Raw genomic sequence first — 24,629 nt, 5'->3', positions numbered from 1 at the left:
GAGGTCGCCGCCCAGCGCCGCGACATCGGCATGGTCTTCCAGCGCTTCAACCTCTTCCCCCACATGACCGCCCTGGCCAACGTCATGGAAGCCCCGATCCAGGTCAAGGGCGAGTCGCGGGCGGTCGCCCGCGAGCGGGCGGAGCGTCTGCTCGACCGGGTGGGTCTGGCCGACAAAGCCGGTAGCTACCCCTCCCAGCTCTCCGGCGGCCAGCAGCAGCGCGTCGCCATCGCCCGCGCGCTGGCGATGGAACCCAAGCTGATGCTCTTCGACGAGCCGACCTCGGCCCTCGACCCGGAGCTGGTCGGTGACGTCCTCGACGTCATGCGCGACCTCGCCGAGTCCGGCATGACCATGATCGTCGTGACCCACGAGATGGGCTTCGCCCGCGAGGTCGGCGACAACCTGGTCTTCATGGACGGCGGTGTCGTGGTCGAGTCCGGCCACCCGCGCGACGTCCTGACCGACCCGCAGCACGACAGGACGAAGGCGTTCCTGTCGAAGGTGCTGTAGGGGGCAGGCAGAACGCAGAAGGGGCGGTACGGGACGGAACCCGTACCGCCCCTTCGCGTACCTACTTCAGCGCGAGCAGAAGGGTGTCGGAGGGCGAGGCCCAGACGGCACGGGCCTCGTCGAAGCCGGCGGCGCGGAGGATCTCGGCATGGCGGCGGGCCGAGGGCATGTCACCGTCGGCGTGCTCGCCGTAGATCTCGAAGCGGCGGGCGGTCGGCTCGGCGAGGACCGGGTCCTGGGCGGCCACGGCCCACCAGGCGGCCCAGTCGAGCGCGCCGGCGTCCTTGGCGCGGTCCATGACGGTGTGCCGGTGGGCGCGCTCGGCGGCGTTGATACGGGGCGTGGTCTCGTCGATCATGTGGTCGGCGTTCATGAAGACGCCGCCGTCGCGGACGAGGCCGGCGAGCTGACCGTAGAGCGCGGTGAGCGGCTCGGTGTGGAGCCAGTGGAGCGCGGTGGCGGTGAGCACGGCGTCGTACGAACCGTGCGGCAGCTCCTCGACCCACTTGGGGTCCTTGAGGTCGGCGGTGAGGAAGCTGACGCGCTCGTCGCCGTCGAAGGACCCGCGGGCGATGGCGAGCAGCGCGGGGTCGAGGTCGACGCCGACGCTGGTCGCCTTCGGGAACCTCTTGAGGAGCCGATCCGTGATACTCCCAGTACCGCACGCCAGGTCGAGGACGCGGGGCTCGGGCCCCACCACGGCCTCGACCATGTCGAGCATCACGCGGAACCGCTCCTCGCGGTCCGGCATGTACCACTCCTGCTGACGGTCCCAGCTCTCCTGCCAGGCCGCCCAGTCGGTTCCGGTCGCTGCCGCGTCCGTCATGACACCCCTCCACCTGATCCGTAATACCCTCGAAGGGGTACCGTCCATTACCCCTTCCGCCCCCGACCCTAGCCCTCCACCGTAAGGACTACAAGTGGAACTGGCCTATTACTCGGATTACGCCGTGCGTCTGGTCAACACCGAGGAGCCGGCCCGCAACAAGGACTCGCTGACGTCGGTCGAGGCGGTCAGGGAGCTCTTCGGCGCGGCCTCGCAGATGGCCAGGCGGGCGACGGACGCCGACGTGACGCGCTTCCGTTCGGTACGCACCCGGCTGCGGGCGGTCTTCACCGCGGCGGACGAGGGCGACCACCGGCAGGCGGTGGACCTGCTGAACTCACTGCTCCTGGAGTTCCCCGTCAGCCCGCAAATCTCGGGCCACGACTACCTGGACGACGAGGGGCATCCGCGCTGGCACATGCACCTCGCCGATCACCCCTCGAACGCGACGGCGGGGTTCGCGGCGATCGCGGCGATGGGACTCGCCTTCCACCTCACGGAGTTCGGCGCCGACCGGCTCGGCCTCTGCCAGGCGCCGCCCTGCCGCAACGCGTACCTCGACACCTCGACCAACCGCTCCCGCCGCTACTGCTCGGACCGCTGCGCGACCCGCGCCAACGTGGCCGCCTACCGGGCCCGCAAGCGCCTGGAGGCCGAACGGTCGGACCCGACCGGCCTGACGGCCGAGAACAACCAGGAGAGCAGCACACCGGCCGACCGCTGACGCCCGGGCGTGACGGGCCGGTACCGCGCCCGTACGCGCCCCAGGACCAGCTCGCCCGGCACGACACCGAACACCCGGCTGTCCCCCTCGGCGCCGGGGTTGTCGCCGAGCACCCACCACCCGCCGCCCTGTCGCTCGACCAGACGCTTGACGATGAGGAGATCCTGCTGGAGCGGATGCCGCAGCACGGCGACGTCGCCGGCCCGCAGCCGCGCGCCGTACCGCACCAACAGCCGGTCCCCATGCAGCAAGGTGGGCACCATGGAAATCCCGGTGACCTCGGCGATCCCGAACAGAGGCCCGGCTCCGGGCCTCGGTTGACTCCCCGCGTCCGTCATGCGAAGCCGCCTCCTGATCCGCTCATCCACGCGCACGTCCACTCGCTCGACCGCTCGTCCACTCGTCCACGAGTCCCATGGTGACCCTGGACTTTTGTCCTAAGCCCCTGGGGGCGCTCGCGAAAACCGCCTTCTCGGGGAGTAATCTCCCACCTGAGAAGACGATCACGAGGAAGGACAGCTGCATGCTCTCCCGCCTGTTTGCCCCCAAGGTGAAGGTCAGCGCCCACTGCGACCTCCCCTGCGGTGTCTACGACCCGGCCCAGGCCCGCATCGAGGCCGAGTCGGTCAAGGCCGTTCAGGAGAAGTACCAGGCCAACGAGGACGCGCACTTCCGCGCGCGTGCCACGGTCATCAAGGAACAGCGCGCGGAGCTCGCGAAGCACCACATCTCGGTGCTGTGGAGCGACTACTTCAAGCCCCCGCACTTCGAGAAGTACCCCGAGCTGCACGCGCTCATCAACGACACCCTGAAGGCCCTCTCGGCCGCGAAGGCGTCGACGGACCCGAAGACGGGCGAGAAGGCGCTGGAGCTCATCGCCGAGGTCGACCGGATCTTCTGGGAGACGAAGAAGGCCTGACCTTCCTCCCTCCCCACCAGCACCACCCGAAGGGCCCGCCCGGCAACCCCGGACGGGCCCTTCGGCGTGCTCGTGGCTTGTACGGCTCACCGGCGACAGACGAGGAGACCGCTCAAGCTCTGGACCTCGTACGAGCCGTGACGGTCGATGCGGTCGGCGAGGAGGGCACGGGCCCGGTCGATGGTCGGGTCGAACGGCACGTCGTGCTGGTCCGCCCAGGCGCGGTACGAGGCCATGTGGGCGATGACGGGCTCGGGGTCGCGGACGGTGATGGTGCCGGGAAGCTCGATGACCTCCACGCGGCTGAACTCCTGGCCGAGCAGCGCCGGGGCGTTCTCCAGGGAGAACCGGGCACCGATCGAGATCCGGGCCGGCCCGCGTTCGATCCCGAGGACGTCGCCGGCCGCGCGCTGCCACAGCTCCTCGAGTTCGAGCTTGTCCCGTTCGCCGTTGGTGGAGGCCACCACCATCCCGCCAGGGGCGACGACCCGGCCCAGCTCCCTGACCGCCTGGGGGATGTCGGGCACGTGGTAGAGCATGTGGAGCGCGAGAGCGGCATCGACGCTCCCGTCCGCCAGCGGCAGCCTCGTGGCGTCCGCGACGGCGACCGCCCCGGGGACGCCGGCGAGGATGCCGGGTGCGATGTCGAGGCCGAGCAGATCCAGGTCGGGCCGGTCCCGGCGAATCCGCTCGACGTACTTGCCGTTGCCGCAGCCGATGTCGACGACCCGCCCGCGCGCCTCCCCCAACTGCTCGGCGACGAGCCCCGGAAGGTCGTACCGGGGCGTCTGCCACCGGTAGAGCGCCTGCCGGGCCGCCAGATCTCTGTCTCCGTTGTAGGCACTGCCCGCGAGGCGGGCCCGATCGGTGGCGGCGGCGTCATGGGCGGCGGACAGCTCGGTCACGTCGGCATCTCCGGAGGGTGCGCGGCGGGCGGGGACGCACGGACGGCCGAGTGAAAGACACGGCTGACCCCGGGCGCTCGCCGAAGGCCCGGCCGGTTCCGGGCGGCGAAAGTGTTGGCGTGCGGAGCCGACGGAACCGGGTAACGTCTTTGTCATGTTCTTCCAGACACCGATTCACGAGTGAGCGCGTGATGGGCCTCTGCTGACGTTCTTCGACGTCGCCGCCCGCCCCCACCGATGAATCCGTAGATCCCTTCCCTTCTTACCGGGAGAACCCGTGACCGACAGCAAGAACATCAACAACCCCGTGGGCCAGGGCGGCGGCCAGCGCAAGAAGCTGTCCCGCGCCGAACGGCAGAACAACGGCCCGCACCGCAACCTCGACCGCCAGACCGCGGCGGAAAAGAAGGCGGAGCTGGTACGCAAGATGCGCGAGAAGACAGGCACGGCCAAGGGCGCCGGGCAGGCGGGCGACGAAGCCACACAGAGCTGACGCACCGCCGCCGCAGGGCGGCCCGCACGGGGCGGAGTCCTAGTCAGCGGGGCGAGGTGCCCGTCAGTCGGCGTTCCCAGAAGACCTCGTCGCGCCAGGCGCCGGCGGCGTAGAAGTGGGCGTGGGCGATGCCCCACGAGGTGAAGCCGTGTTTGCGGAGGATGGCCTGGGACGCGAGGTTGTCCAGTTGGGTGTGGGCCTCCAGGCGGTGCAGGTTCAGGTCGTCCGTGGCGACCCGCAGGGCCAGGGCGACGGCTCGGCTCGTGTGGCCGAGGCCCTCGTGGTGGGAGGAGATCCAGTAGCCGAGGTAGCCCTTCTGGAAGGGGCCTCGCAGGATCGAGCCGATGGTGATCTGGCCGATGACCGTCTCGCCCGAGAGCACGACTCCGGGCCATGCGAGTCCCCGGCCGTGGGCGTCCAGGAGGGATTCGACGACCTGGGCCTGTCCAGCGGGCGTGTAGAACTCCGCAGGCCTCTCGGGCAGCCAGCGCGCGTACGCCTGCCTGTCGTGGGCGAGCAGGTCGGCGAGTGCGGGGGCGTCGGAGGGCTCGATGAGCCTGATCGACGTGGGGCTTACAGGAGTTCTGCTGGTCATGGCGTGCCACCGTAGCCATTCATCGTCATCCTGTCCCTCGCCCACTCGCGACGACTACACCGGCTCCACCGCCAGCGCGTAGCGCAGCTTCTGCTTCGACGTGGCGCCCAGGCGGTCGTAGAAACGGATCGCGCCCTCGTTCCAGGTCGGCGTCTGCCACTGGATCTCCGTCAGGCCCAGGGACCGGGCCTCCTCGCGCAGGGCCGCCATGAAGAGGGGGCCCAGGCCCAGGCCGCGTTCCGTCGCCGCGAGGTAGAGGCAGTCCATGTGGAGGTACTCGGCGCCGTCCCAGGTGGAGAGCTCCGGGGCGCACGTGGCGTAGCCGACCAGGCGGCCGTCCGGGAGTTCCGCCACCAGGCAGCGCAGGCGGGGCCGATCGGGACGACCGGGTGCGTCCGATGTGCCGAAGATCAAGGGTTCCAGGCGCCTCGCCAAGCCCGGGGCCGGGGGCGTCGCCTTCTCGTACGCGGCGTGTTCGGCGGCCAGCTCGGCCACCCGGTCCAGGTCCTCCCGGCGGGCGTGCCGGATACGAGCCGCAGGTGCCGCGCTCATCGCATGTCCCCCGCCTTCACGAGCTGCCCGCCGGCCTCCCGTATGCCCCATGCCCGCGCGATCCGAACTGTCCGTCATACCGTCATCATGCCCGCCCCCACCGACATCCCGTTCCGCCGGAGCCACTGCCGGTACGGCGCCGCCCGCAGCGCCGCCTCCCGGTAGGCCGCCGCCAGATCGTCGTACAGCGGGTCGAGCGAGGCTCCCTCGCGCGCGTAGAGCAGGAGACGGACCGCCAAGGGGTCGTCCCGTAAGGGACGGATCGCCAGATCCTCCCGCGGCAACGATGTCGGCTGGCACGGCGCCACCGCCTCGCCGAGGACGATCAGGGACGCCGCCGTGTGGTAATCGCAGTGCAGCAGCGGCGGATCGATGCCGGCCTCGCTCAGGACCCGTCTCAGCCCGTCCCACTCGCCGTCCACCGTCGGGTCGACCATCCAGCGGTCCTCGGCGAGGTCGGTCAGCTCCACCACCGGGTGCCGCGCCGCCGGATGGTCCGCGGCCAACGAGACGAACTGCGGCTCCCGTTCGATCAGTACGCGCTCCTGGAGCCCCTCCGGCACCCGCAGCGGGCACCCCTCGACCTCGTGGACGAAGGCCACGTCCAGCTGGCCCGCCGCGACCGACCGCACCAGCGCGTTGGCGGAGACGTCCATGTGGAGCCCGATGTCCGTGCCGGGAAGCCCCTGACGCAGTCGGCGCAGCCAGCCCGGCAGGGCCCTGCTCGCCGTCGAGCCGACCCGCAGCCGGGGCCCGTCGGTGCGCGCCGCCTCGGCCCTGGTCTCGCTGATCAGCATCGCCATCTGGTCGACCAGCGGCCTGGCCCGGCTGAGCACCGAGCGGCCGAGTGGTGTGGGCCGGCAGCCGGTGCGGCCGCGCGAGAACAGCTCCGCGCCCAGGGAGTTCTCGATCCGGCGCAGCTGAGTCGTCAACGAGGGCTGGCTCATGCCCAGTTGACGCGCCGCCTTGTGCAGGCTGCCCGTTTCCGCGATCGCGCAGAGCGCGCGCAGATGCCTCACCTCCAGCTCCATGACCTGAGAGTAGGACGGCACCGGATGCCGCACCAGACACCCAAGTCGCCCCAATTCCCTTTCATTGCAAGGAAGTTCAGACAGACTGAACGAGGCCCACCGATCGCCGGTGATGTGTTCGTGCTATCACCTGCTGCCATCATCCCTACGCACCCCGGCTCCCCCGACACTCTCTCCAACCGATCCAGGAGGAGCCCCCCATGCGACACCCCAAGGTCCTCACCGCCTCCCTCGCCGCCACCCTCGGCCTGGGCCTCGCCGCCGCACTCGGCGCCGCGCCGGTCGCCGTCGCCGCGGCACCCGCCGCCCCGTCCTCGGCGACCGCCGGGTACGCGGCCTACGCCGGATCCGCCGAGGACGCCAAGGCGACCAAGGCGTTCCACGAGGCCGTCATGAAGTCCGTGGCGAAGAAGCGGGCCGCCAACCCCGGCGCCGCCGCCGTCACCGTCGTCTACAGCGCCGCCAACGCCCCGAGCTTCCGCACCCAGATCGCCCGGAGCACCCAGATATGGAACAGCTCGGTCGTCAACGTACGGCTGGTGGAGGGCGGCAACGCCGACTTCGCCTACTACGAGGGCAATGACTCGCGCGGCTCGTACGCCAGCACCGACGGGCACGGCAACGGCTACATCTTCCTCGACTACCGGCAGAACCAGCAGTACAACTCCACCCGCGTCACCGCCCACGAGACCGGGCACGTCCTCGGCCTCCCGGACCACTACTCCGGCCCGTGCAGCGAGCTGATGTCCGGCGGCGGCCCGGGCACCTCGTGTCAGAACGCCCAGCCCAACTCCCAGGAGCGGGCGCGCGTCGACCAGCTGTGGCGCTTCGGCCTCGCCTCGGCCGCCAAGACGTTCTGACCTGCCTCTCACACCCCCCACCCCGGCGGGGCGGACGGCTCACGGCCGTCCGCCCCGCCGCGGGTTTGCGCGAACGACGCGCGCGCCGTGGGCGAACATCCTTGGTTTCAGGCCGTGTTGAGTGAATGCTGTGGGGACAGATCCCGGACGGACCGAACCCGGAGGCGTCCCGTGACCGCCGAGCGTCGCACGAACACCCTGTACGAGGCCGTGGGCGGCGCCGACGCGCTGCGCCGGCTCTCCGACACCTTCTACGAGGCGGTCCTGGCCGACCCGCTCCTCGCGCCGGTCTTCGCGGACTTCACCCCGGCCCACGTCGAGCACGTCGCGGTCTGGCTGGCCGAGGTGTTCTCCGGGCCCGCCGAGTTCACGGCGGAACTGGGCGGGCATCAGGCGCTGCTCCGCGCCCATCTCGGGCTCGCCATCACCGAGGAGCAGCGGCTGCGCTGGATGGAGCTGATGACGGCGGCGGTGGAGAAGGAGCTGCCGGACGACGCCCTGCTGCGCCGCCGGGTGGTGGAGTACTTCGACTGGGGGACGAAGATCGCCAAGGATGTCTCGGGCTCGGCGCCCGGCACGGATCTCGGCGACCCCGGCCCCACTCCGCGCTGGGGCTGGGACGGCCTGGTCTGACCGCCGTACGCCCCGATCCCGCGGGCCCGGACCGGGCCCCAGGTCTCAGGCCGTCTGCAGGAGGCGGCGGCCGAACGCCGCCCCGGCCGGGAGCTGACGCCTCACCCGGTCGAGCGCCTCCTCGAAGTCGCCGCCGGCGATGCCCGACTCGTAGGCCGTCCCGCCGTAGTGCAGGGTCAGGCTCAGGTCCGCCCGCTCGCCGAGCGTCAGCAGGCAGCTGAGGGTGGCCTGCTGGCTGACGCCGTCCAGGACGACGGGAAGCGGCAGGTCCCATTCCAGTACGCACCCGGTGAGGGCTTCGCCGCCCTTCTCCGCCGCGCTCAGCGCGGCGAAGGTCGCGCCCGTGTACGCGACGCCCCTGATGCGGGCGGACACGTGCTGTCCGTCCACCGTGATCGCGATCGCTTCCGCGCCGCTGCGGTCCCGGTACCAGCCGGTCCAGACTTCCGTCGACTCCGATGACATGCGCGGACTGTAGCGGGCGGAACGACTCCTTCGCGCGGCCCGGTCACCCTGTGGCCGGACTTCTCCCGATCTCGCCGTTCTTGCCGGTCACGTGCGTGGTAGCGGCTTCCGTACCGCCTGCCCCGCCCGCTTCTCGCGCCGCCTCCGCGGTGCCCTCGGGACCGGCTCCCTCGCCGCCCTCCGGGCTCTCGCCGCCCTCGGCGCCCTCAAGACGTTCGTGCCGCGCGCACCGCGGATTCCGGCACGGCTGCACTTCCCACTCCGGCACCCAGGCCCCCAGGACCTTGTGCCGCTTCGCGACGATTCCGACGGGGTCGCCGCAGGCCGGGCACATGGGCGTGGCCTGCGGGTCCCGTACCGTACGCGGGGTCTCGCTGCCCATACCTCCCAGGGTAGGGCGCGCCCTCGGTCACCGCTTCCTGGTGTACGTCCGGACGAGCACCCCGTTGTCGAACACGCGCACCTCGCCCAGCTCGAAGTCGCGGGGCTCGAAGCCGGCGCCGAACATTGGCATGCCGGAGCCGTAGACCTGCGGGTACGTCTTGATGACCAGCTCGTCGATCTCCTCGATCAGCGCGCCGGCGATCTGCGAGCCGCCGCAGACCCAGATCCCGAGCGGGCTGTCCTCGGCCTTCAGCTCCCGGACGCGGCCGACCAGGTCGTCGGCGATCAGCTCGACGTTCGGGTCGGGCGACTCGGCGAGCGAGCGGGTCGCGACGACTTCCCTCAGGTGGGCGTAGGGGCTGGTGACACCGATGTCCAGGGCGATCTTGTACGAGTTCAGGCCCTGGATGACGGTGTCGAACCGCTTGTTCTCGGAGTCGACGCCGAGGGCCTCACGCCCCTGCGTCGAGATGGTCTCCGGGTATTCGCCCTTCAGGAACTCCAGGAACGGCGCGTCCACGAACTGGTACATGGACGAGGCGTCCCCCTCGGGGTCGCCGATGAAGCCGTCGATGGAGCAGGCGATGAAATAGGTGAGCTTGCGCAAACCGGTCCTTTTCGTCTTCACGTCGTGAGCTGCGATCGCAACCACGACGGTTATAGTGCTTCACCTGTAGTGGTTGCGCAAGGGCTATCTTCCGAAGAAGTCCAACGAGAAGTGGAATCAGGAGGTCCGGTGGCCAGAAACCCGGAACGCCGTACGGCCCTGCTCGACGCGGCGATCGAGGTGCTCGGGGACGAGGGTGCCCGTGGGCTCACCTTCCGGGCCGTGGATGCCCGGGCGGGTGTCCCCACGGGCACCTCGTCCAACTACTTCTCCGACCGCGACCAGCTGCTCTCCCAGGTCGCGGACCGCATCTTCGTCCGGATGACCCCGGAGCCGGACTCGCTCGCCACGGCCATGCGGCCGAAGCCAAGCCGGGCCCTGGTCGTCGAGCTGATGCGCTGGCTCGCCCGGCGGATGGCCGCCGAACGCACCTGCTATCTGGGCCTCTTCGAACTCCGCCTGGAGGCCACGCGCCGCCCGGAGCTGCGCAAGCAGCTCACCAAGGTGCTGCGCTCGGACCTCGACTTCAACATCCGCACGCACATCGAGTCCGGGATGCCGGGCGACGCGGACACGGTCCGGCTGCTCTACTTCGCCCTCACCGGGCTGCTCTTCGACCACTTCACGGTCCCCGGCCTGCACGACGACCGCGAACTGGACGACCTCATCGAGACCGTGGTCAACCGGATCGTCCCGGAGGCCTGACCGCCCGGTCCCGGGGCGAGCCCGTCACCGCGCCCGCCCATCACCGCGCCCGCCCATCACCGCGTCCGGCGTGTGACGAACTCCGCCAGGGCGAGCAGGTCCCCGGCGGCCTCCAGATCCGGCACCGCCCGGGAGAGATGCTCGACCGCGCGGGCCATCAGGTCGGCCGCCTGGGCCTGCGCCCAGTCCCGGCCGCCGGCCCGCTCGACGGCGTCCGCCGCCGCCCGCACCGCCGCCGCGTCGAGTTCCTTACGCGCGTACAGCTCGGCCAGTTCCTCCCCGGCAGCCGTGCCGGAGGCGAGCGCCGCGACCACCGGCAGCGACTTCTTGTGCGCGACGAGATCGGCGCCCGCCGGCTTGCCCGTGCGCTCCGGGTCGCCCCAGATGCCGATCAGGTCGTCGATGAGCTGGAAGGCGAGCCCGGCCTCCCGGCCGAACGCGTCCATCGCCGCGACCTCCTCCTCCCCCGCGCCCGCGTACAGCGCGCCGAGGGCGCAGGCGCAGCCGAGCAGGGCGCCCGTCTTGGCGGTGGCCATCGCCAGGCACTCGTCCAGGGTCACCTCGCGCGGGCCCCGGTGCTCGAAGGCGCAGTCCGCCTGCTGGCCGGCGCAGAGTTCGATGACGCTCGCGGCGAGCCGGGCGGAGGCGCCCGCCGAGGCGGGGTGGCCGTCCTCGGCGAGGAGCCGTAACGCCAGGGCGAGCATGGCGTCGCCCGCGATCAGCGCGTCGGGGATGCCGAACACCGTCCAGGCCGTGGGCCGGTGCCGGCGGGTCGGGTCCTCGTCCACGATGTCGTCGTGGAGCAGCGTGAAGTTGTGCGCGAGCTCCACGGCCGTGGCGGCCCGCACGGCGGGCGCCGGGTCGCCGCCGAGCGCGCGGGTGGCGGCGAGCACGAGCGCGGGCCGGATCGCCTTGCCGGTCTGCCCGGTGGCCGGGGAGCCGTCGGCCTGCTCCCAGCCGAAGTGGTACATCGCGACGCGCCGTATCGAGCCGGGCAACGACTCGATGGTCGAGCGCAGTTGGGGATTGACGACGCTCCGTGTCTGGTCGAGGAGCGTCACGGCGCCCTGGGTGTCGCCCACGGCGTCCGCCCGTGGTCCCGGCCGCCCGTCGCGGGCCATGGTCACACTTCCCCCCTCTTTCGTGAGTCGCTTGGCGTGTGAGGTCGTGGCGGGGGGCCGGTCGGCACGGACCCCCGCCACGGTCACCGGGGCCGGCGCGTCAGCGCCAGCGGCTGACCTCCACGTTCTCCAGGACTCCGAGCGCGTCGGGGACGAGGATCGCGGCCGAGTAGTAGGCCGTGACCAGGTAGGAGATGATCGCCTGCTCGTCGATGCCCATGAATCGCACCGAGAGGCTGGGCTCGATCTCGTCCGGGATGCCCGTCTGGTGCAGGCCGATCACGCCCTGCTCGTCCTCGCCCGTACGCATGCAGATGATGGACGTCGTCCGGGCGTCGGAGACCGGGATCTTGTTGCTCGGGAAGATCGGGACACCGCGCCAGGTCGGGATCCGGTTGCCGTTGATCTCGATGGACTCGGGGACGAGGCCCCGCCGGTTGCACTCGCGGCCGAAGGCGGCGATGGCGCGCGGGTGAGCGATGAACATCTTCGAGCCCCGGCGCCGGGAGAGGAGCTCGTCCATGTCGTCGGGGCTGGGCACGCCGTCGTGCGGCTGGAGGCGCTGTCCGTAGTCGCAGTTGGCGAGCAGGCCGAACTCGCGGTTGTTGATGAGCTCGTGCTCCTGGCGCTCGCGCAGCGCCTCGACCGTGAGCCGCAACTGCTGCTCGGTCTGGTTCATCGGCTGGTTGTAGAGGTCCGCGACGCGGCTGTGCACCTTCAGGACGGTCTGGGCGACCGACAGTTCGTACTCGCGCGGCGAGGCGTCGTAGTCCACGTACGTGTGCGGGACGACGGCCTCGCCGACGTGGCCGGCGGAGAGGTCGATCGCGGCCTCGCCGAACTGGTTGCTGCGCTGGTGGGGCAGGGCGGCGACGCTCGCGAGGTGGTCGGCGAGCGAGGTGGCCCGCTCGGCGAGGTTGCGCACGTCGTCGCGGGTCAGTTCGAGGACGGTGCAGGTGGTGGCCGCGCGGGCGGTCCACTCCCACGTGGCGTCCGCGTGGGTCAGCGCGCTGTCGCCGAAGTGCGCGCCGTCGGCGAGGACGCCGATGATCGCCTCGTCGCCGTACGGCCCCTCGCCGATCTGCTCGACCTTGCCGTGCGCCAGGAGGTGGACGCGGTCGGTGGGCTCGCCGGCGGCGGCGATGATCTCTCCGGGCGCGTACTCGCGCTGGCGGCACCGGGAGGCCAGTTCGGTGAGGGCCTCCTCGTCCTCGTACCCGCGCAGCGCCGGGAGTTCGCCGAGCTCGGCGGGGATGACGGCGACGCGCTCGCCGGTCTGGACGAAGGTGACCCGACCGTCCCCCACCGAGTAGCTGAGCCTCCGGTTCACCCGGTAGGTACCGCCCTGGACCTGCACCCACGGCAGCATCCGCAGGAGCCACCGGGAGGTGATCTCCTGCATCTGCGGTGCCGACTTGGTGGTGGTCGCCAGGTTCCGTGCGGCGGCGGTGCCGAGACTCTGCTGCGGCGTCGCCTGATCCGCGCGTACCTCGTCGCCTACCGAACCAACGGACATGGAACTCCCTCTCGATGTGAATGACCTGCGAGAGGAAGCCTTTCAGCACGGAGCGTGGGCGCGCCATTACACAAATGAGTGGGAGTGATCGGCTTCCGGCTGGGCATGTCACTCGGTTTCCACTCGAACAGCCCTGCCCCGCCCGCCTCGTGGCCCGGTGTCCGGATCGGCTCGCACACGGCCCGAACAGCCGGCCCGGAGGCGGACACTCCGGTACGCCGGAACTGTCCCGCCATCCCTAAGGAGTTCGGCCATGGCCCCACCCATGTCCGCGAGCAGGTTCCTCGACGCCCTGCGCGACGAGGGCCTGACGGTCGTCGAGGTCGGCGACTGGCGCACCCACAACCGCAACCACAAGGGCCCCTGGGGGCCCGTCCACGGCGTGATGATCCACCACACGGTCACCCGGGGCACCCCGAACACCGTCCGGCTCTGCCGGGACGGCCACAGCACCCTGCCCGGGCCGCTCTGTCACGGCGTGATCGCCAAGAACGGCACGGTCCACCTGGTCGGCTACGGCCGCGCCAACCACGCCGGGGCGGGCGACGACGACGTCCTGCGGGCGGTCATCGCCGAGCAGCGGCTCCCGCCGGACAACGAGGCCACGACCGACGGCAACCGGCACTTCTACGGCTTCGAGTGCGAGAACCTCGGGGACGGGCAGGACCCCTGGCCCAAGGTCCAGCTGGAGGCCATCGAGAAGGCCGCGGCGGCACTCTGCCGGGTCCACGGCTGGACCCACCGCTCGGTGATCGGCCACCTGGAGTGGCAGCCCGGCAAGGTCGATCCGCGTGGGTTCACGATGGCCTCGATGCGGGCGCGGATCGCCGAGCGCCTCCGGTAGTCGCCCCCGGTGGACAATGGCCGGGTGAACGCGTTCGACCTCGCCCGCCTGCGGCCCCGGCTCCCGTCCCCCCTGGAGCCGGTCGATGACGAACGCTTCACCCGCCGGGGCCTGCGGCTGCTGCTCAAGCGCGACGACCTGATCCATCCGGACCTGCCCGGCAACAAGTGGCGCAAGCTCGCGCTCAACCTGCGCGCGGCGGACGGCCGCCCGGTGCTCACGTTCGGCGGCGCGTACTCCAACCACCTGCGGGCGACGGCCGCCGCCGGCCGGCTGCTCGGCTTCGACACGATCGGGGTCGTACGGGGCCAGGAGCTGGCCGACCGGCCCCTGAACCCCTCGCTGGCGCGGTGCGCGGCGGACGGGATGCGGCTCGTGTTCGTGGACCGGGCCACGTACCGGGCGAAGGCGGACCCGGAGGTGCTCGCCGGGCTGCTCGACCGGTCCCCTTCGGGGACCTATGTCGTTCCCGAGGGCGGCAGCAACGCCCTCGCCGTGGAGGGCTGCGTGGAGCTCGGCCGCGAGCTGCGCGGGAGCGCGGACGTGGTCGCCGTCGCCTGCGGCACCGGCGGCACGCTCGCGGGCCTGGCGGCCGGTCTGGGCCCCGAACAGCGGGCGCTGGGCGTCCCGGTCCTCAGGGGCGGCTTCCTGGGCGAGGAGGTACGCGCCCTGCAGCGCGCCGCGTTCGGCGGCCCCCGGGGCGACTGGAGCCTCGACGAGCGCTTCCACGGCGGCGGTTACGCCCGGACGAACCCGGCGCTCGACGCGTTCGCCGAGGACTTCGAGGCGCGGCATGGACTCGCCATCGAGCGACTGTATGTCGCCAAAATGCTCCACGGGCTTGTCGCCCTCGCCGAGGAGGGCGCGTTCGCCCCGGGAACGAGGATCGCGGCGGTGGTGACGGGCGCGCCGTCCTGAGGCCCCGTCACGTCTCCTCGCGGAAGGCCGCCGCCTCCTCCAGGTCGAGCCGGCGCAGCAGCGTGCGCAGCATCTCGTCGTCGATGCGGCGCTCGTCGCGCAGTTGGACGAAGACCTCGCGCTCGGCCTCGATCATCTCGCGGGAGAGCCGGCGGTAGGTGTCGTCGGCGGTCTCGCCCGTGACCGCGTTGACCGAGCCGAGCCGCTCCCACACGGCGTTGCGGCGCCGCTCCAGGACCGTGCGGAGCCGGTCGGCGAGGGGCTCCGGCAGGGCGTTGCGCTCGTCGGCGAGCAGGGCCCGCAGGCGCTCCTCCGCCGCCTGGGACGCCTCGCTCTGGGCCTGCGCCTCGGCGAGGGTCTCCTGGTAGGTGTCGCGGGGCGGGAGCTTCAGGAGCCGGATCAGCGGGGGCAGGGTGAGCCCCTGGACGACCAGGGTGCCGATGACGGTGGTGAAGGTGAGGAAGAGGACGAGGTTGCGGGCGGGGAACTCCACCCCGTCCGTCATCACCGGGATGGAGAAGGCGATGGCGAGGGAGACGACACCGCGCATGCCGGCCCAGCCGACGATCAGCGGCGCCCTCCAGTCCACACCCGGCTCGCGTTCCCTGATCCGTTCCGACAGCCATCGGGGCAGGAAGGTCGCGGGGTAGACCCAGACGAAGCGGACGACGACCACGGCCACGAAGACGCCCACGGCGTACCAGATCGCCTCGCCGATCCCGTACCGCCCGAGGCCCTCGACGACGTACGGCAGCTGGAGGCCGATGAGGGCGAAGACGGCGGACTCCAGGATGAAGGCGACCATCTTCCACACGGCCTCCTCCTGGAGGCGGGTCGCGAAGTCGACCTGCCAGTTGCGGTGGCCGAGGAAGAGCCCGACGACGACCACCGCGAGGACTCCGGAGGCACCGACCTGTTCCGCCGCCGCGTAGGCGACGAAGGGGATCAGGAGCGACATGGTGTTCTGCAGCAGGGCCTCGCCGAGGTGGCAGCGGAGCCAGTGGATCGGGGCCATCAGGACGAGGCCGACGCCGATCCCGCCGAGCGCCGCGAGCGCGAACTCGCCGAGGCCGCCCGCCCAGCTCATGCCCTCGCCGACGGCGGCGGCCAGGGCGACCTTGAAGGCGGTGATGGCCGTCGCGTCGTTCACCAGCGACTCGCCCTGAAGGATGGTGGTGATCCGGTTCGGCAGCCCCAGCTTGCGCGCGATCGCCGTCGCCGCGACCGCGTCCGGCGGCGCGACGACCGCGCCGAGCACGAGCGCCGCCGTGAGCGGCAGGTCCGGGACGAGGACGTACGCGAGCCATCCGACGGCGACGGTGGCGAAGAGGACGTACCCGACCGAGAGCAGGGCGACGGGCCGGATGTTGGCCCGCAGATCGAGGTACGAGGAGTCGACCGCCGCCGTGTAGAGGAGCGGGGGCAGGATGAGCGGCAGGATGATGTGCGGGTCGAGGGTGTAGTCGGGGACGCCGGGCAGGTACGCGGCGGCGAGGCCGGCGGCCACCAGGAGCAGCGGCGCGGGGACCGGTGTCCTGCGGGCCAGGCCCGCCACCGCGGCGCTCGCCGCGACCAGCCCCACCAACTGCAGTGCGTCCATCCGTCGGCCCCGTCCCCGGCTCGTTCCAGCACGTAACCTGGCCATCATGAGCGAGTGCCCGCACGTTGCCGAAATGCCGCGCCCCGAACCCGCGCCGCTGACCGACACCTGTCCCGAGTGCCTGAGCGACGGGACCCACCCCGTACAGCTGCGGATCTGTCTCACGTGCGGGCACGTGGGCTGCTGCGACTCCTCCGCCGGGCGGCACGCGACCGGGCACTTCTCGACCACCGGCCACCCGGTGATGCGGACCTTCGAGCCGAACGAGCGCTGGCGCTGGTGTTTCGTGGACGGTTCGATCGTCTGAGGGCTGGGTACGACACCCCGGCAATCCGCTGTCGGTCGCTCACAATTGGCCCCGCAGACCTCTAGCCACTGTCCGTACTCATGGCCTTACCATGAGTGACAGACGGGGGCAGGGGCCGACCGGGGCCCACGGCGACACGGCAGCATGGATCGCGATAGCGTCACCGCGGATTGCGCAACCGACTGCGCACCGCCCGGTTCGGGGGGCTTTCTCCCCCCGGGCCCCGAATGAGCTTGTGCCACCTTGGAGGTGAGGGTGTCCCAGATCGCAGGCGAGCCCGGGTCCCAGGACTTCGTGGAAGTCCGGCTGCCCGCTGCGGGTGCCTACCTGTCCGTGCTGCGTACGGCCACGGCCGGCCTCGCGGCGCGCTTGGACTTCACCCTCGACGAGATCGAGGACTTGCGGATCGCGGTCGACGAGGCGTGCGCCATCCTGCTCCAGCAGGCCGTACCGGGTTCCGTCCTCAGCTGCGTCTTCCGCCTGATCGACGACTCGCTCGACGTGACGGTGTCCGCGCCCACCACGGACGGCCGTGCTCCCGAGCGGGACACCTTCGCCTGGACGGTGCTCTCCGCGCTGGCCGGCAAGGTCGAGTCGACCGTGGCGGACGACAAGACGGTCTCCATCAGCCTGTACAAACAGCGCGGCGCGGGGCCAGGCCCGGCGTGAGGAGCGGGGACGCGACGGCCGGCATCCCTGAGCAGCAGGCGCGGCCGCATCCGGAGGTCGAGGTCGAGGTCGCTACGGAGCAGGCGGTCCAGATGAGCGAGCACGAGCAGCACAACGAGGTCCCGAAGGACGCCGAGCCGCAGAAGGCCGAGGACGTTCCCGAGGTTCCGCACGCCCACCAGGAGGCGCCGGACCCGCACGACCGGAGCGGGGCGCGCGCGCTCTTCGTCGAGCTGCGCAAGCTGCCGGAGGGCTCCGCGGAGAAGGCGGAGCTGCGCAATCAGCTGGTGCGGATGCACCTGCCGCTGGTCGAGCACCTGGCGCGGCGGTTCCGCAACCGGGGCGAGCCGCTCGACGACCTGACGCAGGTCGCGACGATCGGCCTGATCAAGTCGGTGGACCGGTTCGACCCGGAGCGGGGCGTCGAGTTCTCGACGTACGCGACGCCGACGGTGGTCGGCGAGATCAAGCGGCACTTCCGGGACAAGGGCTGGGCGGTGCGCGTGCCGCGCCGGCTCCAGGAGCTGCGGCTCTCGCTGACGACGGCGACGGCGGAGCTGTCCCAGCTGCACGGCCGTTCCCCGACGGTGCACGAGCTGGCGGAGCGGCTCGGGATCTCCGAGGAGGAGGTCCTGGAGGGCCTGGAGTCGGCGAACGCCTACTCGACGCTCTCGCTGGACGTGCCCGACACGGACGACGAGTCCCCTGCGGTCGCGGACACGCTCGGCGCGGAGGACGAGGCCCTTGAGGGGGTCGAGTACCGGGAGTCGCTCAAGCCGCTCCTGGAGGACCTGCCGCCCCGGGAGAAGCGGATCCTGCTGCTTCGGTTCTTCGGGAACATGACCCAGTCGCAGATCGCGCAGGAGGTCGGCATCTCGCAGATGCACGTCTCCCGGCTGCTGGCGCGCACGCTGGCGCAGCTGCGGGAGAAGCTCCTCGTGGAGGAGTGAGCCCCGCTCTCCCTACGCCCCGTTACGCCTCGCCGCGACGACCGATGCCCAGGGCCTCGGTCGTCGCGGGGTTCACGAGGAGAACGAGCCCGGTGACGGCGAGGACGGCGAGGGCGATGCCGCCGGGGATCAGGGCGCTGTTCGCCTGGAGGAGCTGCCAGGCGACCGGCAGGGCCAGGATCTGGGTGATGATCGCCGGGCCCCGGCTCCAGCTCCGGCGCAGCAGCAGTCCGCGCGCCGCGGCTCCCGGGATGAGGCCGAGCGCGATCAGGGTCGCCCCGCCCATGACCGCCTGCGTCAGGCCGTCGGGGTCTCCGGTGAGCGCGGTCACGAGCACGTACACGCCCCCGATCATCAGCGCGAGGGCTTCGATGCCGGCCACCGCGGCCGCCGCGGTCAACCGGACAGGGCGGGGAGTCTGCTCCGTACTGCTCATACCCGGCAGGGTAGCCGGGCCCGCCGACCGGGACGGCGTCCAGGTCCGTCCGCCGGGGCCGTCCGCCAGGTGGCCACGAGTGGGAATCAGTACCGCCGGGTAGGTACGCTGGCGGCCATGCGCGCACTTCTCGTGGTCAATCCGGCAGCCACCACCACCAGTGCCCGCACCCGTGACGTCCTCATCCACGCCCTCGCGAGCGAGATGAAGCTGGAGACCGTCACCACCGAGTACCGCGGGCACGCCCGCGACCTCGCCCGCCGGGCCGCGGAGTCCCGGGACGTGGAGATGGTCGTCGCCCTCGGCGGCGACGGGACGGTGAACGAGGTCGTCAACGGACTCCTGCACGACGGTCCCGATCCGGAGCGGCTGCCGGGCCTGGCGATCGTGCCCGGCGGCTCCACCAATGTCTTCGCCCGTGCGCTCGGACTGCCCAACGACGCCGTCGAGGCGACGGGCGCGCTGCTCGACGCGCTCCGTGAGCGCCGTGCACGCACAGTGAGCCTCGGGATCGCGTCCGGTACGCCGGGAACCGAGGACGAGGCCGTTCCGGCGCGCTGGTTCACTTTCTGCGCCGGATTCGGGTTCGACGCCGGTGTCATCGGGCGAGTCGAACAGCAGCGGGAGCGCGGCAAGAGATCCACGCACGCGCTCTACCTCCGCCAGGTGGTCCGCCAGTTCCTCGGGGAGCCGCACCGTCGGCACGGCACGATCACCCTGGAACGGCCCGGCCACGACCCGGTCGAGGAGCTGGTCCTCTCCATAATCTGCAACACCTCCCCCTGGACCTACCTGGGCAATCGTCCGGTGTACGCGTCCCCGGAGGCCTCCTTCGACACCGCTCTCGACGTCCTCGGACTGAGCCGTCTGTCGACCCCGGCGGTGGCCCGTTACGCCACCCAGCTGCTCACTTCGACCCCCGAGCGCGGCCCCCACGGCAAGCACGCCCTGTCTCTGCACGATCTGACGGACTTCACCTTGCATTCGAAGGTTCCGCTCCCCCTGCAGATGGACGGAGACCACCTCGGACTGCGTACGAGCGTGACGTTCACAGGCGTTCGCCGTGCACTGCGTGTGATTGTGTGAGTGGAAGGGCCGAAAGTCCTTTCACTCGAACGTTTAGACTGGCATCCACCCCTTAGAAGTACGGCTGTGACCTAGCCGACACCGAGGAATCAAAAAAAACTTTCCGGAAAGGGTTGTATCCGCTGCTGGGGTTTGGGAGTCTCTTCTTGGCGATCGGGACGGCCCGCAAGACCGGCCTCCACTGAGAGCCAGAACCCCTCCTCAATCCAAGGACGCAACCAGTTCATCTGGTAGTCGGCCCTTCCCTTGCGGGGGGATTCGTGAAAGCGTTCACATTCACAAGCAACCCGCACGTAATACCAAGAGAGGTAGCAGCCATGGACTGGCGTCACAACGCCGTTTGTCGTGAGGAAGACCCCGAGCTGTTCTTCCCCATCGGCAACACCGGTCCTGCGCTGCTGCAGATCGAGGAAGCCAAGGCCGTCTGCCGCCGCTGCCCCGTCATGGAGCAGTGCCTGCAGTGGGCGCTCGAGTCCGGCCAGGACTCCGGCGTCTGGGGTGGCCTCAGCGAGGACGAGCGCCGCGCGATGAAGCGCCGCGCCGCTCGCAACCGGGCGCGCAACGCCAGCGCCTGACGCCCCCGCGACAAGCCTGAGGCCCGCGGCGCGTACATCGCGTACGCAATCACCGCTCTCGAGCCGCAGCGCGCAGCAGTAACCCACAGCATTCGAGCCCCGGACCGATCTTCTTCGGTCCGGGGCTCGCTGCTGTGCGCACTGCCGTCCGGCTTACTTCTGGGGCTCCACCGGGATGTCGAGGACGACCTTGGTCCCGCCCTCCGCGCCCGGCTGCATGTCGAAGGTGCCGCCCAACTCCCCCTCCACCAGCGTCCGTACGATCTGCAGGCCGAGGTTGCCCGCGCGCTGCGGGTCGAAGCCCTCCGGCAGGCCGCGGCCGTCGTCCTTGACCGTGATCAACAGCCGTGCGTCGGCGCGGGGTTCGCCGCGGACGGCCGTGACCTCCACCGAGCCGTGCTCCCCCGGCGCGAAGGCGTGCTCCAGGGCGTTCTGGAGGATCTCGGTGAGGACCATGGAGAGCGGGGTGGCGACCTCGGCGTCGAGGATGCCGAAGCGGCCGTTGCGCCGGCAGGTCACCTTGCCCGGGGAGATCTCGGCGACCATCGCGATCACCCGGTCGGCGATCTCGTCGAACTCCACCCGCTCGTCCAGGTTCTGGGAGAGCGTCTCGTGCACGATCGCGATCGAGCCGACCCTGCGCACGGCCTCGTTGAGGGCCTCGCGCCCCTGGTCGGAGTCCATCCGGCGAGCCTGCAGGCGCAGCAGCGCGGCCACGGTCTGGAGGTTGTTCTTCACCCGGTGGTGGATCTCCCGGATGGTGGCGTCCTTGGTGATCAACTCGCGCTCGCGGCGGCGCAGTTCGGTGACGTCACGGAGCAGCACGAGCGAACCGATGCGGGTGCCCTTGGGCTTGAGCGGGATCGCCCGGAGCTGGATCACACCGCCGTTGCCCTCGACCTCCGCCTCGCGCGGGGCGTAGCCGGAGGCCAGCTTGACCAGGGCCTCGTCGACCGGTCCGCGGGAGGGGGCGAGTTCGGCGGTGATCTGGCCGAGGTGCTGGCCGACGAGGTCGGCGGCGAGGCCGAGCCGGTGGTACGCGGAGAGGGCGTTGGGCGAGGCGTACTGGACGATGCCGTCGGCGTCGAGCCTGATGAGTCCGTCGCCGGCGCGCGGCGAGGAGTCCATGTCGCTCGCCTCCCCGGGGAAGGGGAACGTTCCGGCGGCGATCATCTGGGCCAGGTCGGAGGCGGACTGGAGGTAGGTCAGCTCCAGGCGGGAGGGGGTCCGCACGGTGAGCAGGTTGGTGTTGCGGGCGATCACGCCGAGGACCCGGCCCTCGCGGCGCACGGGGATGGACTCGACCCGTACGGGAACCTCCTCGCGCCACTCCGGGTCGCCCTCGCGCACGATCCGGCCCTCGTCGAGAGCCACGTCGAGCAGAGGGCGGCGGCCACGGGGAACCAGGTGGCCGACCATGTCGTCCTGATAGGAGGTCGGTCCGGTGTTCGGCCGCATCTGGGCGACGGAGACATAGCGGGTGCCGTCCAGGGTAGGGACCCAGAGAACGAGGTCGGCGAAGGACAGGTCGGAGAGCAGCTGCCACTCCGACACCAGCAGGTGGAGCCACTCGAGGTCGGACTCACTCAGAGCGGTGTGCTGGCGGACGAGCTCGTTCATGGAGGGCACAGGGGCGAGCGTACCTGCGGATTCGTCGGGCGATGAACCTGGATCTCACGTCGTTCGTGTTGGAGGATGGGCCGGGAACGCGGCCCTGCCGATGGATGGACAGACAATAATGGTCTAGTCCACAATGGCAGGGAAGCACCCTGTGAAAGACCTCCGCCCTCCCCGCACAGGAGGGCGGACGAGGTGATCGACGCTCTCTGCCCTGACTGCGTCGAGACCTCCCATACGGCCGCGGGACCGCACATCCTCGGCCGGGCAACTCCGGGCTGCGGTGCCGGACGGGTTGAGGGTCCCGTCGGGCGCCGTAGCCCGCGGGTGTTTCCAAGGGCTTTCGGCTTGCGGCCGGGCCGGTCGCTTCAGCCTCGGCCGTCGGTCGTCGGCCAGGAGAGCATCGCCGCCTCCGCGACCGCCTCCAGCTCCGTCTTCGTCGCCCCGTCGCGCGCCTGCTGGGACATGCCCTGGAGGACCGCGCCGTAGAGCCGGGCCAGAGTGGCCGCGTCCGTGCCCGCGGGCAGCTCGCCGGCGTCGACGCCGCGGCGGATCCGGGCCTCGAAGGCCGCCAGGTTGTGCGCGCGGCGCGCCCGCAGGGTCTCCTCGACCTCGGGGTTGGAGCAGTTCGTCGCGGCGGAGATCATCAGGCAGCCGCGTGGGTGGGACGGGTCGGTGAAGACGTCCGCCGCCTCCCTGAGCATCCGGCCGAGCGAGCCGCGCGCCGTCGGCTCCTCCGCGAGGGCCCGGCCCCCGTACGAGCCGTAACTGACGGCGTAGGCCTCCACGACCTCCTCGAACAGGGCCTTCTTGTCGCCGAAGGCCGCGTAGAGGCTCGGGGCGCTGATGCCCATGGCGCGGGTGAGGTCGGCGACGGAGGTCGTCTCGTACCCGTGCTCCCAGAACGCCATCGTGGCCTGCTCCAGCGCTGTGAGCCGGTCGAAGGAGCGGGGGCGGCCGCGCTGTCCTGTCGTCATGACGCCAATTCTATAGCGGGCACTACGGAAGTGATGCTACGGTCTTTTCTGTAACGACCACTAAAGAAGTGAGGGGGGCGTCCCATGGGTGCGCTCACGGGCAGGACGGCACTGGTCACGGGCGGCAGCCGGGGCATCGGGCGGGGCATCGCCGAGCGGCTCGGCCGGGACGGCGCGCGGGTCGCGGTGCACTACGGAGCCAATGAGACGGCCGCGAAGGAGACCGTCGCGGCGATCGAGGCGGCGGGCGGCGAGGCGTTCGCGATCGGCCAGGAGCTCGGTACGGACGGGGACGCGGCGGCGCTCTGGGCGCGGTTCGACGAGCGGGTGGGATCGGACGGGCTCGACATCCTCGTCAACAACGCGGGGATCACGGCCTCGCAGCCGTTCGCGACGATCGACGAGGCGGAGTACGACCGGGTCTTCGCGGTGAACACGAAGGCGCCGTTCTTCCTCGCGCAGCAGGGGGCGGAGCGGCTGCGGGACGGGGGCCGGATCATCAACGTCTCCACAGGCCTGAGCCAGGCCGCCATGATGCCCGAGCTGATCGCGTACGCGATGTCGAAGAGCGCCCTGGACACCTTCACGCGCTATCTGTCCAAGGTGCTCGGCGCGCGGGGCATCACGGTCAACGCGGTGGCGCCCGGGATCGTGGACACGGACATCAACGCGACGTGGCTGCGCGGGAACGACGAGGCGTGGGCGGGCGCGGCGGCCCTCTCGACGCTCGGGCGGGTCGGGGAGCCCGCGGACATAGCCGACGTGGTGGCCTTCCTGGCCTCGCACGACGGGCGCTGGGTGACGGGGCAGTGGATCGACGCGACAGGGGGTTCGATCGCCTGACCGGGGGTGGGGCTCCGGTGGCTGCGGAGGGCGTGCCGTTCGACCATGGGGAGGGCACCGTCCGCCGGTTGGAAGGGCCTGAGCGGACGGCCTCCGCTCTGCTAGATTGAGCTTTGATTGGTCTATACCACCAGGCCCCTCACCAGCCCCTCACCAGATCGGCAGGCACAGCGTGGAAGTTGTCATCGTCCCGGACGCCACGGCAGGCGGAGAGCTCATCGCGGACGGCATCGCCGGCCTCCTGCGCCGCAAGCCCGACGCGCTGCTCGGCGTTGCCACCGGCTCTACTCCGCTGCCCATCTACGAGGCCCTGATCGCCCAGGTCAAGGCCGGTTCCGTGGACGCCTCGCGCGCCCGGATCGCTCAGCTGGACGAGTACGTCGGGCTGCCCACCGGGCACCCGGAGTCCTACCGCTCCACCGTCCTGCGCCAGGTCGTCGAGCCGCTCGGGCTCTCCGCGGACGCCTTCATGGGCCCGGACGGCTCGGCCGAGGACGTCCAGGCGGCCTGCGAGGCCTACGACCTGGCCCTGCGCGAGGCCGGCGGGGTCGACCTGCAGATCCTCGGCATCGGGACCGACGGGCACATCGGCTTCAACGAGCCGTGCTCCTCGCTCGCCTCCCGGACGCGGATCAAGACGCTCACCGAGCAGACCCGCGTCGACAACGCGCGCTTCTTCGACAACGACATCGAGCAGGTGCCGCACCACGTCATCACCCAGGGCATCGGCACCATCCTGGAGGCCCGGCACCTGGTGCTCCTGGCCACCGGCGAGGGCAAGGCGGACGCCGTGGCCCAGACCGTCGAAGGCCCGGTCGCCGCGATCGTGCCGGCCTCCGCGCTCCAGCTGCACCCGCACGCCACGGTCGTCGTGGACGAGGCCGCCGCGTCCAAGCTGAAGCTCGCGGACTACTTCCGCCACACCTTCGCCAACAAGCCGACCTGGCAGGGCATCTAG

General features: G+C 71.1%; 31 protein-coding genes. 16 read left to right on the top strand and 15 right to left on the bottom strand.

Translation table 11 applies throughout. The annotated features are described in order from the left end of the window. Positions 1 to 513, top strand: a 513-nt coding sequence (locus ACWCO8_RS17100; RefSeq protein ID WP_451032839.1) for an amino acid ABC transporter ATP-binding protein, incomplete at its 5' end; no start/stop codon positions are given. A 61-nt stretch (positions 514 to 574) separates the two neighbouring features. Here ACWCO8_RS17100 and ACWCO8_RS17095 read toward each other — a convergent pair. Beyond that, positions 575 to 1,339, bottom strand: coding sequence for a class I SAM-dependent methyltransferase (locus ACWCO8_RS17095; RefSeq protein WP_451032838.1), 765 nt, complete (start codon positions 1,337 to 1,339; stop codon positions 575 to 577). A gap of 94 nt (positions 1,340 to 1,433) precedes the next feature. Here ACWCO8_RS17095 and ACWCO8_RS17090 point away from each other — a divergent pair, with 94 nt between their 5' ends. Beyond that, entirely contained in the window at positions 1,434 to 2,063 is a 630-nt protein-coding gene (locus ACWCO8_RS17090) for a CGNR zinc finger domain-containing protein (protein WP_362011440.1), read from the top strand. Here ACWCO8_RS17090 and sodX read toward each other — a convergent pair. Then, positions 1,967 to 2,401: a nickel-type superoxide dismutase maturation protease gene (gene sodX, locus ACWCO8_RS17085; RefSeq protein WP_451032837.1), complete on the bottom strand. Its 435-nt coding sequence runs from the start codon at positions 2,399 to 2,401 to the stop codon at positions 1,967 to 1,969. The genes ACWCO8_RS17090 and sodX overlap by 97 nt on opposite strands. A 185-nt stretch (positions 2,402 to 2,586) precedes the next feature. Here sodX and sodN point away from each other — a divergent pair, with 185 nt between their 5' ends. Continuing rightward, on the top strand, positions 2,587 to 2,982 hold the full coding sequence (gene sodN / locus ACWCO8_RS17080; RefSeq protein WP_315891151.1) for a superoxide dismutase, Ni: 396 nt from the start codon (positions 2,587 to 2,589) through the stop codon (positions 2,980 to 2,982). Positions 2,983 to 3,068: 86 nt separating this feature from the next. On the opposite strand, the gene ACWCO8_RS17075 is transcribed toward sodN, so the two are convergent. Continuing rightward, complete coding sequence (locus tag ACWCO8_RS17075; RefSeq protein WP_451032836.1) at positions 3,069 to 3,887, bottom strand: class I SAM-dependent methyltransferase; 819 nt, start codon at positions 3,885 to 3,887, stop codon at positions 3,069 to 3,071. Positions 3,888 to 4,164: 277 nt separating this feature from the next. Here ACWCO8_RS17075 and ACWCO8_RS17070 point away from each other — a divergent pair, with 277 nt between their 5' ends. Next, positions 4,165 to 4,380: a DUF6243 family protein gene (locus ACWCO8_RS17070; RefSeq protein WP_451032835.1), complete on the top strand. Its 216-nt coding sequence runs from the start codon at positions 4,165 to 4,167 to the stop codon at positions 4,378 to 4,380. A 43-nt stretch (positions 4,381 to 4,423) separates the two neighbouring features. Here ACWCO8_RS17070 and ACWCO8_RS17065 read toward each other — a convergent pair whose 3' ends face one another. The 3 genes from ACWCO8_RS17065 to ACWCO8_RS17055 all read right to left on the bottom strand — a co-directional run bounded on the left by ACWCO8_RS17065 (position 4,424) and on the right by ACWCO8_RS17055 (position 6,558). Next, complete coding sequence (locus ACWCO8_RS17065) at positions 4,424 to 4,975, bottom strand: GNAT family N-acetyltransferase (RefSeq protein ID WP_451032834.1); 552 nt, start codon at positions 4,973 to 4,975, stop codon at positions 4,424 to 4,426. 54 nt (positions 4,976 to 5,029) lie between these two features. Continuing rightward, positions 5,030 to 5,527: an N-acetyltransferase family protein gene (locus tag ACWCO8_RS17060; protein WP_451032833.1), complete on the bottom strand. Its 498-nt coding sequence runs from the start codon at positions 5,525 to 5,527 to the stop codon at positions 5,030 to 5,032. Between the two features lie 74 nt (positions 5,528 to 5,601). Next, positions 5,602 to 6,558 carry a LysR family transcriptional regulator gene (locus ACWCO8_RS17055; RefSeq protein ID WP_362011425.1) on the bottom strand — a complete coding sequence of 319 codons (957 nt, stop codon included), beginning with the start codon at positions 6,556 to 6,558 and terminating at the stop codon, positions 5,602 to 5,604. A gap of 200 nt (positions 6,559 to 6,758) precedes the next feature. On the opposite strand from ACWCO8_RS17055, the gene snpA reads away from it, so the two are divergent. Together snpA and ACWCO8_RS17045 are read left to right on the top strand one after the other, a co-directional pair. Next, the gene (gene snpA, locus ACWCO8_RS17050) at positions 6,759 to 7,418 is read left to right on the top strand and encodes a snapalysin (protein WP_451032832.1); all 660 of its coding nucleotides are present in this window, start codon (positions 6,759 to 6,761) and stop codon (positions 7,416 to 7,418) included. 171 nt (positions 7,419 to 7,589) lie between these two features. Further along, entirely contained in the window at positions 7,590 to 8,051 is a 462-nt protein-coding gene (locus tag ACWCO8_RS17045; protein WP_451032831.1) for a group II truncated hemoglobin, read from the top strand. 45 nt (positions 8,052 to 8,096) lie between these two features. Here the strand turns inward: ACWCO8_RS17045 and ACWCO8_RS17040 are convergent, their stop codons facing one another. Genes ACWCO8_RS17040 through ACWCO8_RS17030 form a run of 3 tightly spaced genes read right to left on the bottom strand, consistent with a single transcriptional unit; the run spans position 8,097 to position 9,507 of the window. Then, positions 8,097 to 8,516: a DUF6304 family protein gene (locus ACWCO8_RS17040; RefSeq protein ID WP_451032830.1), complete on the bottom strand. Its 420-nt coding sequence runs from the start codon at positions 8,514 to 8,516 to the stop codon at positions 8,097 to 8,099. Positions 8,517 to 8,559: 43 nt separating this feature from the next. Beyond that, positions 8,560 to 8,898 (bottom strand): hypothetical protein, encoded by a 339-nt coding sequence (locus ACWCO8_RS17035; RefSeq protein ID WP_451032829.1) that lies wholly within the window; start codon positions 8,896 to 8,898, stop codon positions 8,560 to 8,562. Between the two features lie 27 nt (positions 8,899 to 8,925). Further along, positions 8,926 to 9,507 carry a dihydrofolate reductase family protein gene (locus ACWCO8_RS17030; protein ID WP_451032828.1) on the bottom strand — a complete coding sequence of 194 codons (582 nt, stop codon included), beginning with the start codon at positions 9,505 to 9,507 and terminating at the stop codon, positions 8,926 to 8,928. A gap of 129 nt (positions 9,508 to 9,636) precedes the next feature. Here ACWCO8_RS17030 and ACWCO8_RS17025 point away from each other — a divergent pair, with 129 nt between their 5' ends. Beyond that, a complete protein-coding gene (locus ACWCO8_RS17025) occupies positions 9,637 to 10,212 on the top strand; it encodes a TetR/AcrR family transcriptional regulator (RefSeq protein WP_362011409.1) in 576 nt (191 codons plus the stop codon). A gap of 56 nt (positions 10,213 to 10,268) precedes the next feature. Here the strand turns inward: ACWCO8_RS17025 and ACWCO8_RS17020 are convergent, their stop codons facing one another. Further along, the gene (locus ACWCO8_RS17020) at positions 10,269 to 11,333 is read right to left on the bottom strand and encodes a family 2 encapsulin nanocompartment cargo protein polyprenyl transferase (protein WP_451032861.1); all 1,065 of its coding nucleotides are present in this window, start codon (positions 11,331 to 11,333) and stop codon (positions 10,269 to 10,271) included. A gap of 100 nt (positions 11,334 to 11,433) precedes the next feature. Then, positions 11,434 to 12,849, bottom strand: a complete 1,416-nt coding sequence (locus ACWCO8_RS17015) for a family 2B encapsulin nanocompartment shell protein (RefSeq protein ID WP_451032827.1) — start codon at positions 12,847 to 12,849, stop codon at positions 11,434 to 11,436. 253 nt (positions 12,850 to 13,102) lie between these two features. On the opposite strand from ACWCO8_RS17015, the gene ACWCO8_RS17010 reads away from it, so the two are divergent. Beyond that, positions 13,103 to 13,693: an N-acetylmuramoyl-L-alanine amidase gene (locus ACWCO8_RS17010; RefSeq protein WP_451032826.1), complete on the top strand. Its 591-nt coding sequence runs from the start codon at positions 13,103 to 13,105 to the stop codon at positions 13,691 to 13,693. A gap of 24 nt (positions 13,694 to 13,717) precedes the next feature. Further along, complete coding sequence (locus ACWCO8_RS17005; protein ID WP_451032825.1) at positions 13,718 to 14,611, top strand: 1-aminocyclopropane-1-carboxylate deaminase/D-cysteine desulfhydrase; 894 nt, start codon at positions 13,718 to 13,720, stop codon at positions 14,609 to 14,611. A 7-nt stretch (positions 14,612 to 14,618) separates the two neighbouring features. Here the strand turns inward: ACWCO8_RS17005 and ACWCO8_RS17000 are convergent, their stop codons facing one another. Beyond that, the gene (locus tag ACWCO8_RS17000) at positions 14,619 to 16,211 is read right to left on the bottom strand and encodes a Na+/H+ antiporter (RefSeq protein WP_451032824.1); all 1,593 of its coding nucleotides are present in this window, start codon (positions 16,209 to 16,211) and stop codon (positions 14,619 to 14,621) included. Between the two features lie 46 nt (positions 16,212 to 16,257). Between ACWCO8_RS17000 and ACWCO8_RS16995 the strand changes: the two genes are divergently transcribed. The 3 genes from ACWCO8_RS16995 to ACWCO8_RS16985 all read left to right on the top strand — a co-directional run bounded on the left by ACWCO8_RS16995 (position 16,258) and on the right by ACWCO8_RS16985 (position 18,137). Beyond that, a complete protein-coding gene (locus ACWCO8_RS16995; RefSeq protein WP_362011397.1) occupies positions 16,258 to 16,518 on the top strand; it encodes a UBP-type zinc finger domain-containing protein in 261 nt (86 codons plus the stop codon). 255 nt (positions 16,519 to 16,773) lie between these two features. After that, positions 16,774 to 17,187: an ATP-binding protein gene (locus ACWCO8_RS16990; protein WP_362011395.1), complete on the top strand. Its 414-nt coding sequence runs from the start codon at positions 16,774 to 16,776 to the stop codon at positions 17,185 to 17,187. Next, the gene (locus tag ACWCO8_RS16985) at positions 17,184 to 18,137 is read left to right on the top strand and encodes an RNA polymerase sigma factor SigF (protein ID WP_451032823.1); all 954 of its coding nucleotides are present in this window, start codon (positions 17,184 to 17,186) and stop codon (positions 18,135 to 18,137) included. Before ACWCO8_RS16990 ends, ACWCO8_RS16985 begins: the two co-directional genes overlap by 4 nt. 22 nt (positions 18,138 to 18,159) lie before the next feature. Here ACWCO8_RS16985 and ACWCO8_RS16980 read toward each other — a convergent pair whose 3' ends face one another. Next, the gene (locus ACWCO8_RS16980; RefSeq protein WP_362011392.1) at positions 18,160 to 18,573 is read right to left on the bottom strand and encodes a hypothetical protein; all 414 of its coding nucleotides are present in this window, start codon (positions 18,571 to 18,573) and stop codon (positions 18,160 to 18,162) included. 117 nt (positions 18,574 to 18,690) lie between these two features. Here ACWCO8_RS16980 and ACWCO8_RS16975 point away from each other — a divergent pair, with 117 nt between their 5' ends. Both ACWCO8_RS16975 and ACWCO8_RS16970 read left to right on the top strand, forming a co-directional pair. Continuing rightward, entirely contained in the window at positions 18,691 to 19,659 is a 969-nt protein-coding gene (locus tag ACWCO8_RS16975) for a diacylglycerol/lipid kinase family protein (RefSeq protein ID WP_451032822.1), read from the top strand. Between the two features lie 317 nt (positions 19,660 to 19,976). Continuing rightward, complete coding sequence (locus ACWCO8_RS16970; protein WP_003953983.1) at positions 19,977 to 20,234, top strand: WhiB family transcriptional regulator; 258 nt, start codon at positions 19,977 to 19,979, stop codon at positions 20,232 to 20,234. Between the two features lie 153 nt (positions 20,235 to 20,387). Here the strand turns inward: ACWCO8_RS16970 and ACWCO8_RS16965 are convergent, their stop codons facing one another. Both ACWCO8_RS16965 and ACWCO8_RS16960 read right to left on the bottom strand, forming a co-directional pair. After that, positions 20,388 to 21,854: a sensor histidine kinase gene (locus tag ACWCO8_RS16965; RefSeq protein WP_451032860.1), complete on the bottom strand. Its 1,467-nt coding sequence runs from the start codon at positions 21,852 to 21,854 to the stop codon at positions 20,388 to 20,390. Positions 21,855 to 22,219: 365 nt separating this feature from the next. Then, a complete protein-coding gene (locus ACWCO8_RS16960) occupies positions 22,220 to 22,828 on the bottom strand; it encodes a TetR/AcrR family transcriptional regulator (RefSeq protein ID WP_451032821.1) in 609 nt (202 codons plus the stop codon). A gap of 84 nt (positions 22,829 to 22,912) precedes the next feature. Here ACWCO8_RS16960 and ACWCO8_RS16955 point away from each other — a divergent pair, with 84 nt between their 5' ends. Both ACWCO8_RS16955 and nagB read left to right on the top strand, forming a co-directional pair. After that, positions 22,913 to 23,671, top strand: coding sequence for an SDR family oxidoreductase (locus ACWCO8_RS16955; protein WP_451032820.1), 759 nt, complete (start codon positions 22,913 to 22,915; stop codon positions 23,669 to 23,671). Positions 23,672 to 23,843: 172 nt separating this feature from the next. Next, the gene (nagB, locus tag ACWCO8_RS16950) at positions 23,844 to 24,629 is read left to right on the top strand and encodes a glucosamine-6-phosphate deaminase (RefSeq protein WP_362011382.1); all 786 of its coding nucleotides are present in this window, start codon (positions 23,844 to 23,846) and stop codon (positions 24,627 to 24,629) included.

The organism is Streptomyces sp. NPDC001927, assembly GCF_053594455.1.
This window is presented reverse-complemented; position numbering and strand designations above follow the sequence as displayed.

What these genes read in the sequence shown, in the direction of transcription:
- ACWCO8_RS17095 (WP_451032838.1), bottom strand. Translation starts at nt 1,339, where the DNA reads ATGACGGACGCGGCAGCGACCGGAACCGACTGGGCGGCCTGGCAGGAG.
- sodX (WP_451032837.1), bottom strand. Translation starts at nt 2,401, where the DNA reads ATGACGGACGCGGGGAGTCAACCGAGGCCCGGAGCCGGGCCTCTGTTC.
- sodN (WP_315891151.1), top strand. Translation starts at nt 2,587, where the DNA reads ATGCTCTCCCGCCTGTTTGCCCCCAAGGTGAAGGTCAGCGCCCACTGC.
- ACWCO8_RS17065 (WP_451032834.1), bottom strand. Translation starts at nt 4,975, where the DNA reads ATGACCAGCAGAACTCCTGTAAGCCCCACGTCGATCAGGCTCATCGAG.
- ACWCO8_RS17060 (WP_451032833.1), bottom strand. Translation starts at nt 5,527, where the DNA reads ATGAGCGCGGCACCTGCGGCTCGTATCCGGCACGCCCGCCGGGAGGAC.
- ACWCO8_RS17055 (WP_362011425.1), bottom strand. Translation starts at nt 6,558, where the DNA reads ATGGAGCTGGAGGTGAGGCATCTGCGCGCGCTCTGCGCGATCGCGGAA.
- snpA (WP_451032832.1), top strand. Translation starts at nt 6,759, where the DNA reads ATGCGACACCCCAAGGTCCTCACCGCCTCCCTCGCCGCCACCCTCGGC.
- ACWCO8_RS17040 (WP_451032830.1), bottom strand. Translation starts at nt 8,516, where the DNA reads ATGTCATCGGAGTCGACGGAAGTCTGGACCGGCTGGTACCGGGACCGC.
- ACWCO8_RS17035 (WP_451032829.1), bottom strand. Translation starts at nt 8,898, where the DNA reads ATGGGCAGCGAGACCCCGCGTACGGTACGGGACCCGCAGGCCACGCCC.
- ACWCO8_RS17020 (WP_451032861.1), bottom strand. Translation starts at nt 11,333, where the DNA reads ATGGCCCGCGACGGGCGGCCGGGACCACGGGCGGACGCCGTGGGCGAC.
- ACWCO8_RS17015 (WP_451032827.1), bottom strand. Translation starts at nt 12,849, where the DNA reads ATGTCCGTTGGTTCGGTAGGCGACGAGGTACGCGCGGATCAGGCGACG.
- ACWCO8_RS17010 (WP_451032826.1), top strand. Translation starts at nt 13,103, where the DNA reads ATGGCCCCACCCATGTCCGCGAGCAGGTTCCTCGACGCCCTGCGCGAC.
- ACWCO8_RS17000 (WP_451032824.1), bottom strand. Translation starts at nt 16,211, where the DNA reads ATGGACGCACTGCAGTTGGTGGGGCTGGTCGCGGCGAGCGCCGCGGTG.
- ACWCO8_RS16995 (WP_362011397.1), top strand. Translation starts at nt 16,258, where the DNA reads ATGAGCGAGTGCCCGCACGTTGCCGAAATGCCGCGCCCCGAACCCGCG.
- ACWCO8_RS16980 (WP_362011392.1), bottom strand. Translation starts at nt 18,573, where the DNA reads ATGAGCAGTACGGAGCAGACTCCCCGCCCTGTCCGGTTGACCGCGGCG.
- ACWCO8_RS16975 (WP_451032822.1), top strand. Translation starts at nt 18,691, where the DNA reads ATGCGCGCACTTCTCGTGGTCAATCCGGCAGCCACCACCACCAGTGCC.
- ACWCO8_RS16970 (WP_003953983.1), top strand. Translation starts at nt 19,977, where the DNA reads ATGGACTGGCGTCACAACGCCGTTTGTCGTGAGGAAGACCCCGAGCTG.
- ACWCO8_RS16965 (WP_451032860.1), bottom strand. Translation starts at nt 21,854, where the DNA reads ATGAACGAGCTCGTCCGCCAGCACACCGCTCTGAGTGAGTCCGACCTC.
- ACWCO8_RS16960 (WP_451032821.1), bottom strand. Translation starts at nt 22,828, where the DNA reads ATGACGACAGGACAGCGCGGCCGCCCCCGCTCCTTCGACCGGCTCACA.
- ACWCO8_RS16955 (WP_451032820.1), top strand. Translation starts at nt 22,913, where the DNA reads ATGGGTGCGCTCACGGGCAGGACGGCACTGGTCACGGGCGGCAGCCGG.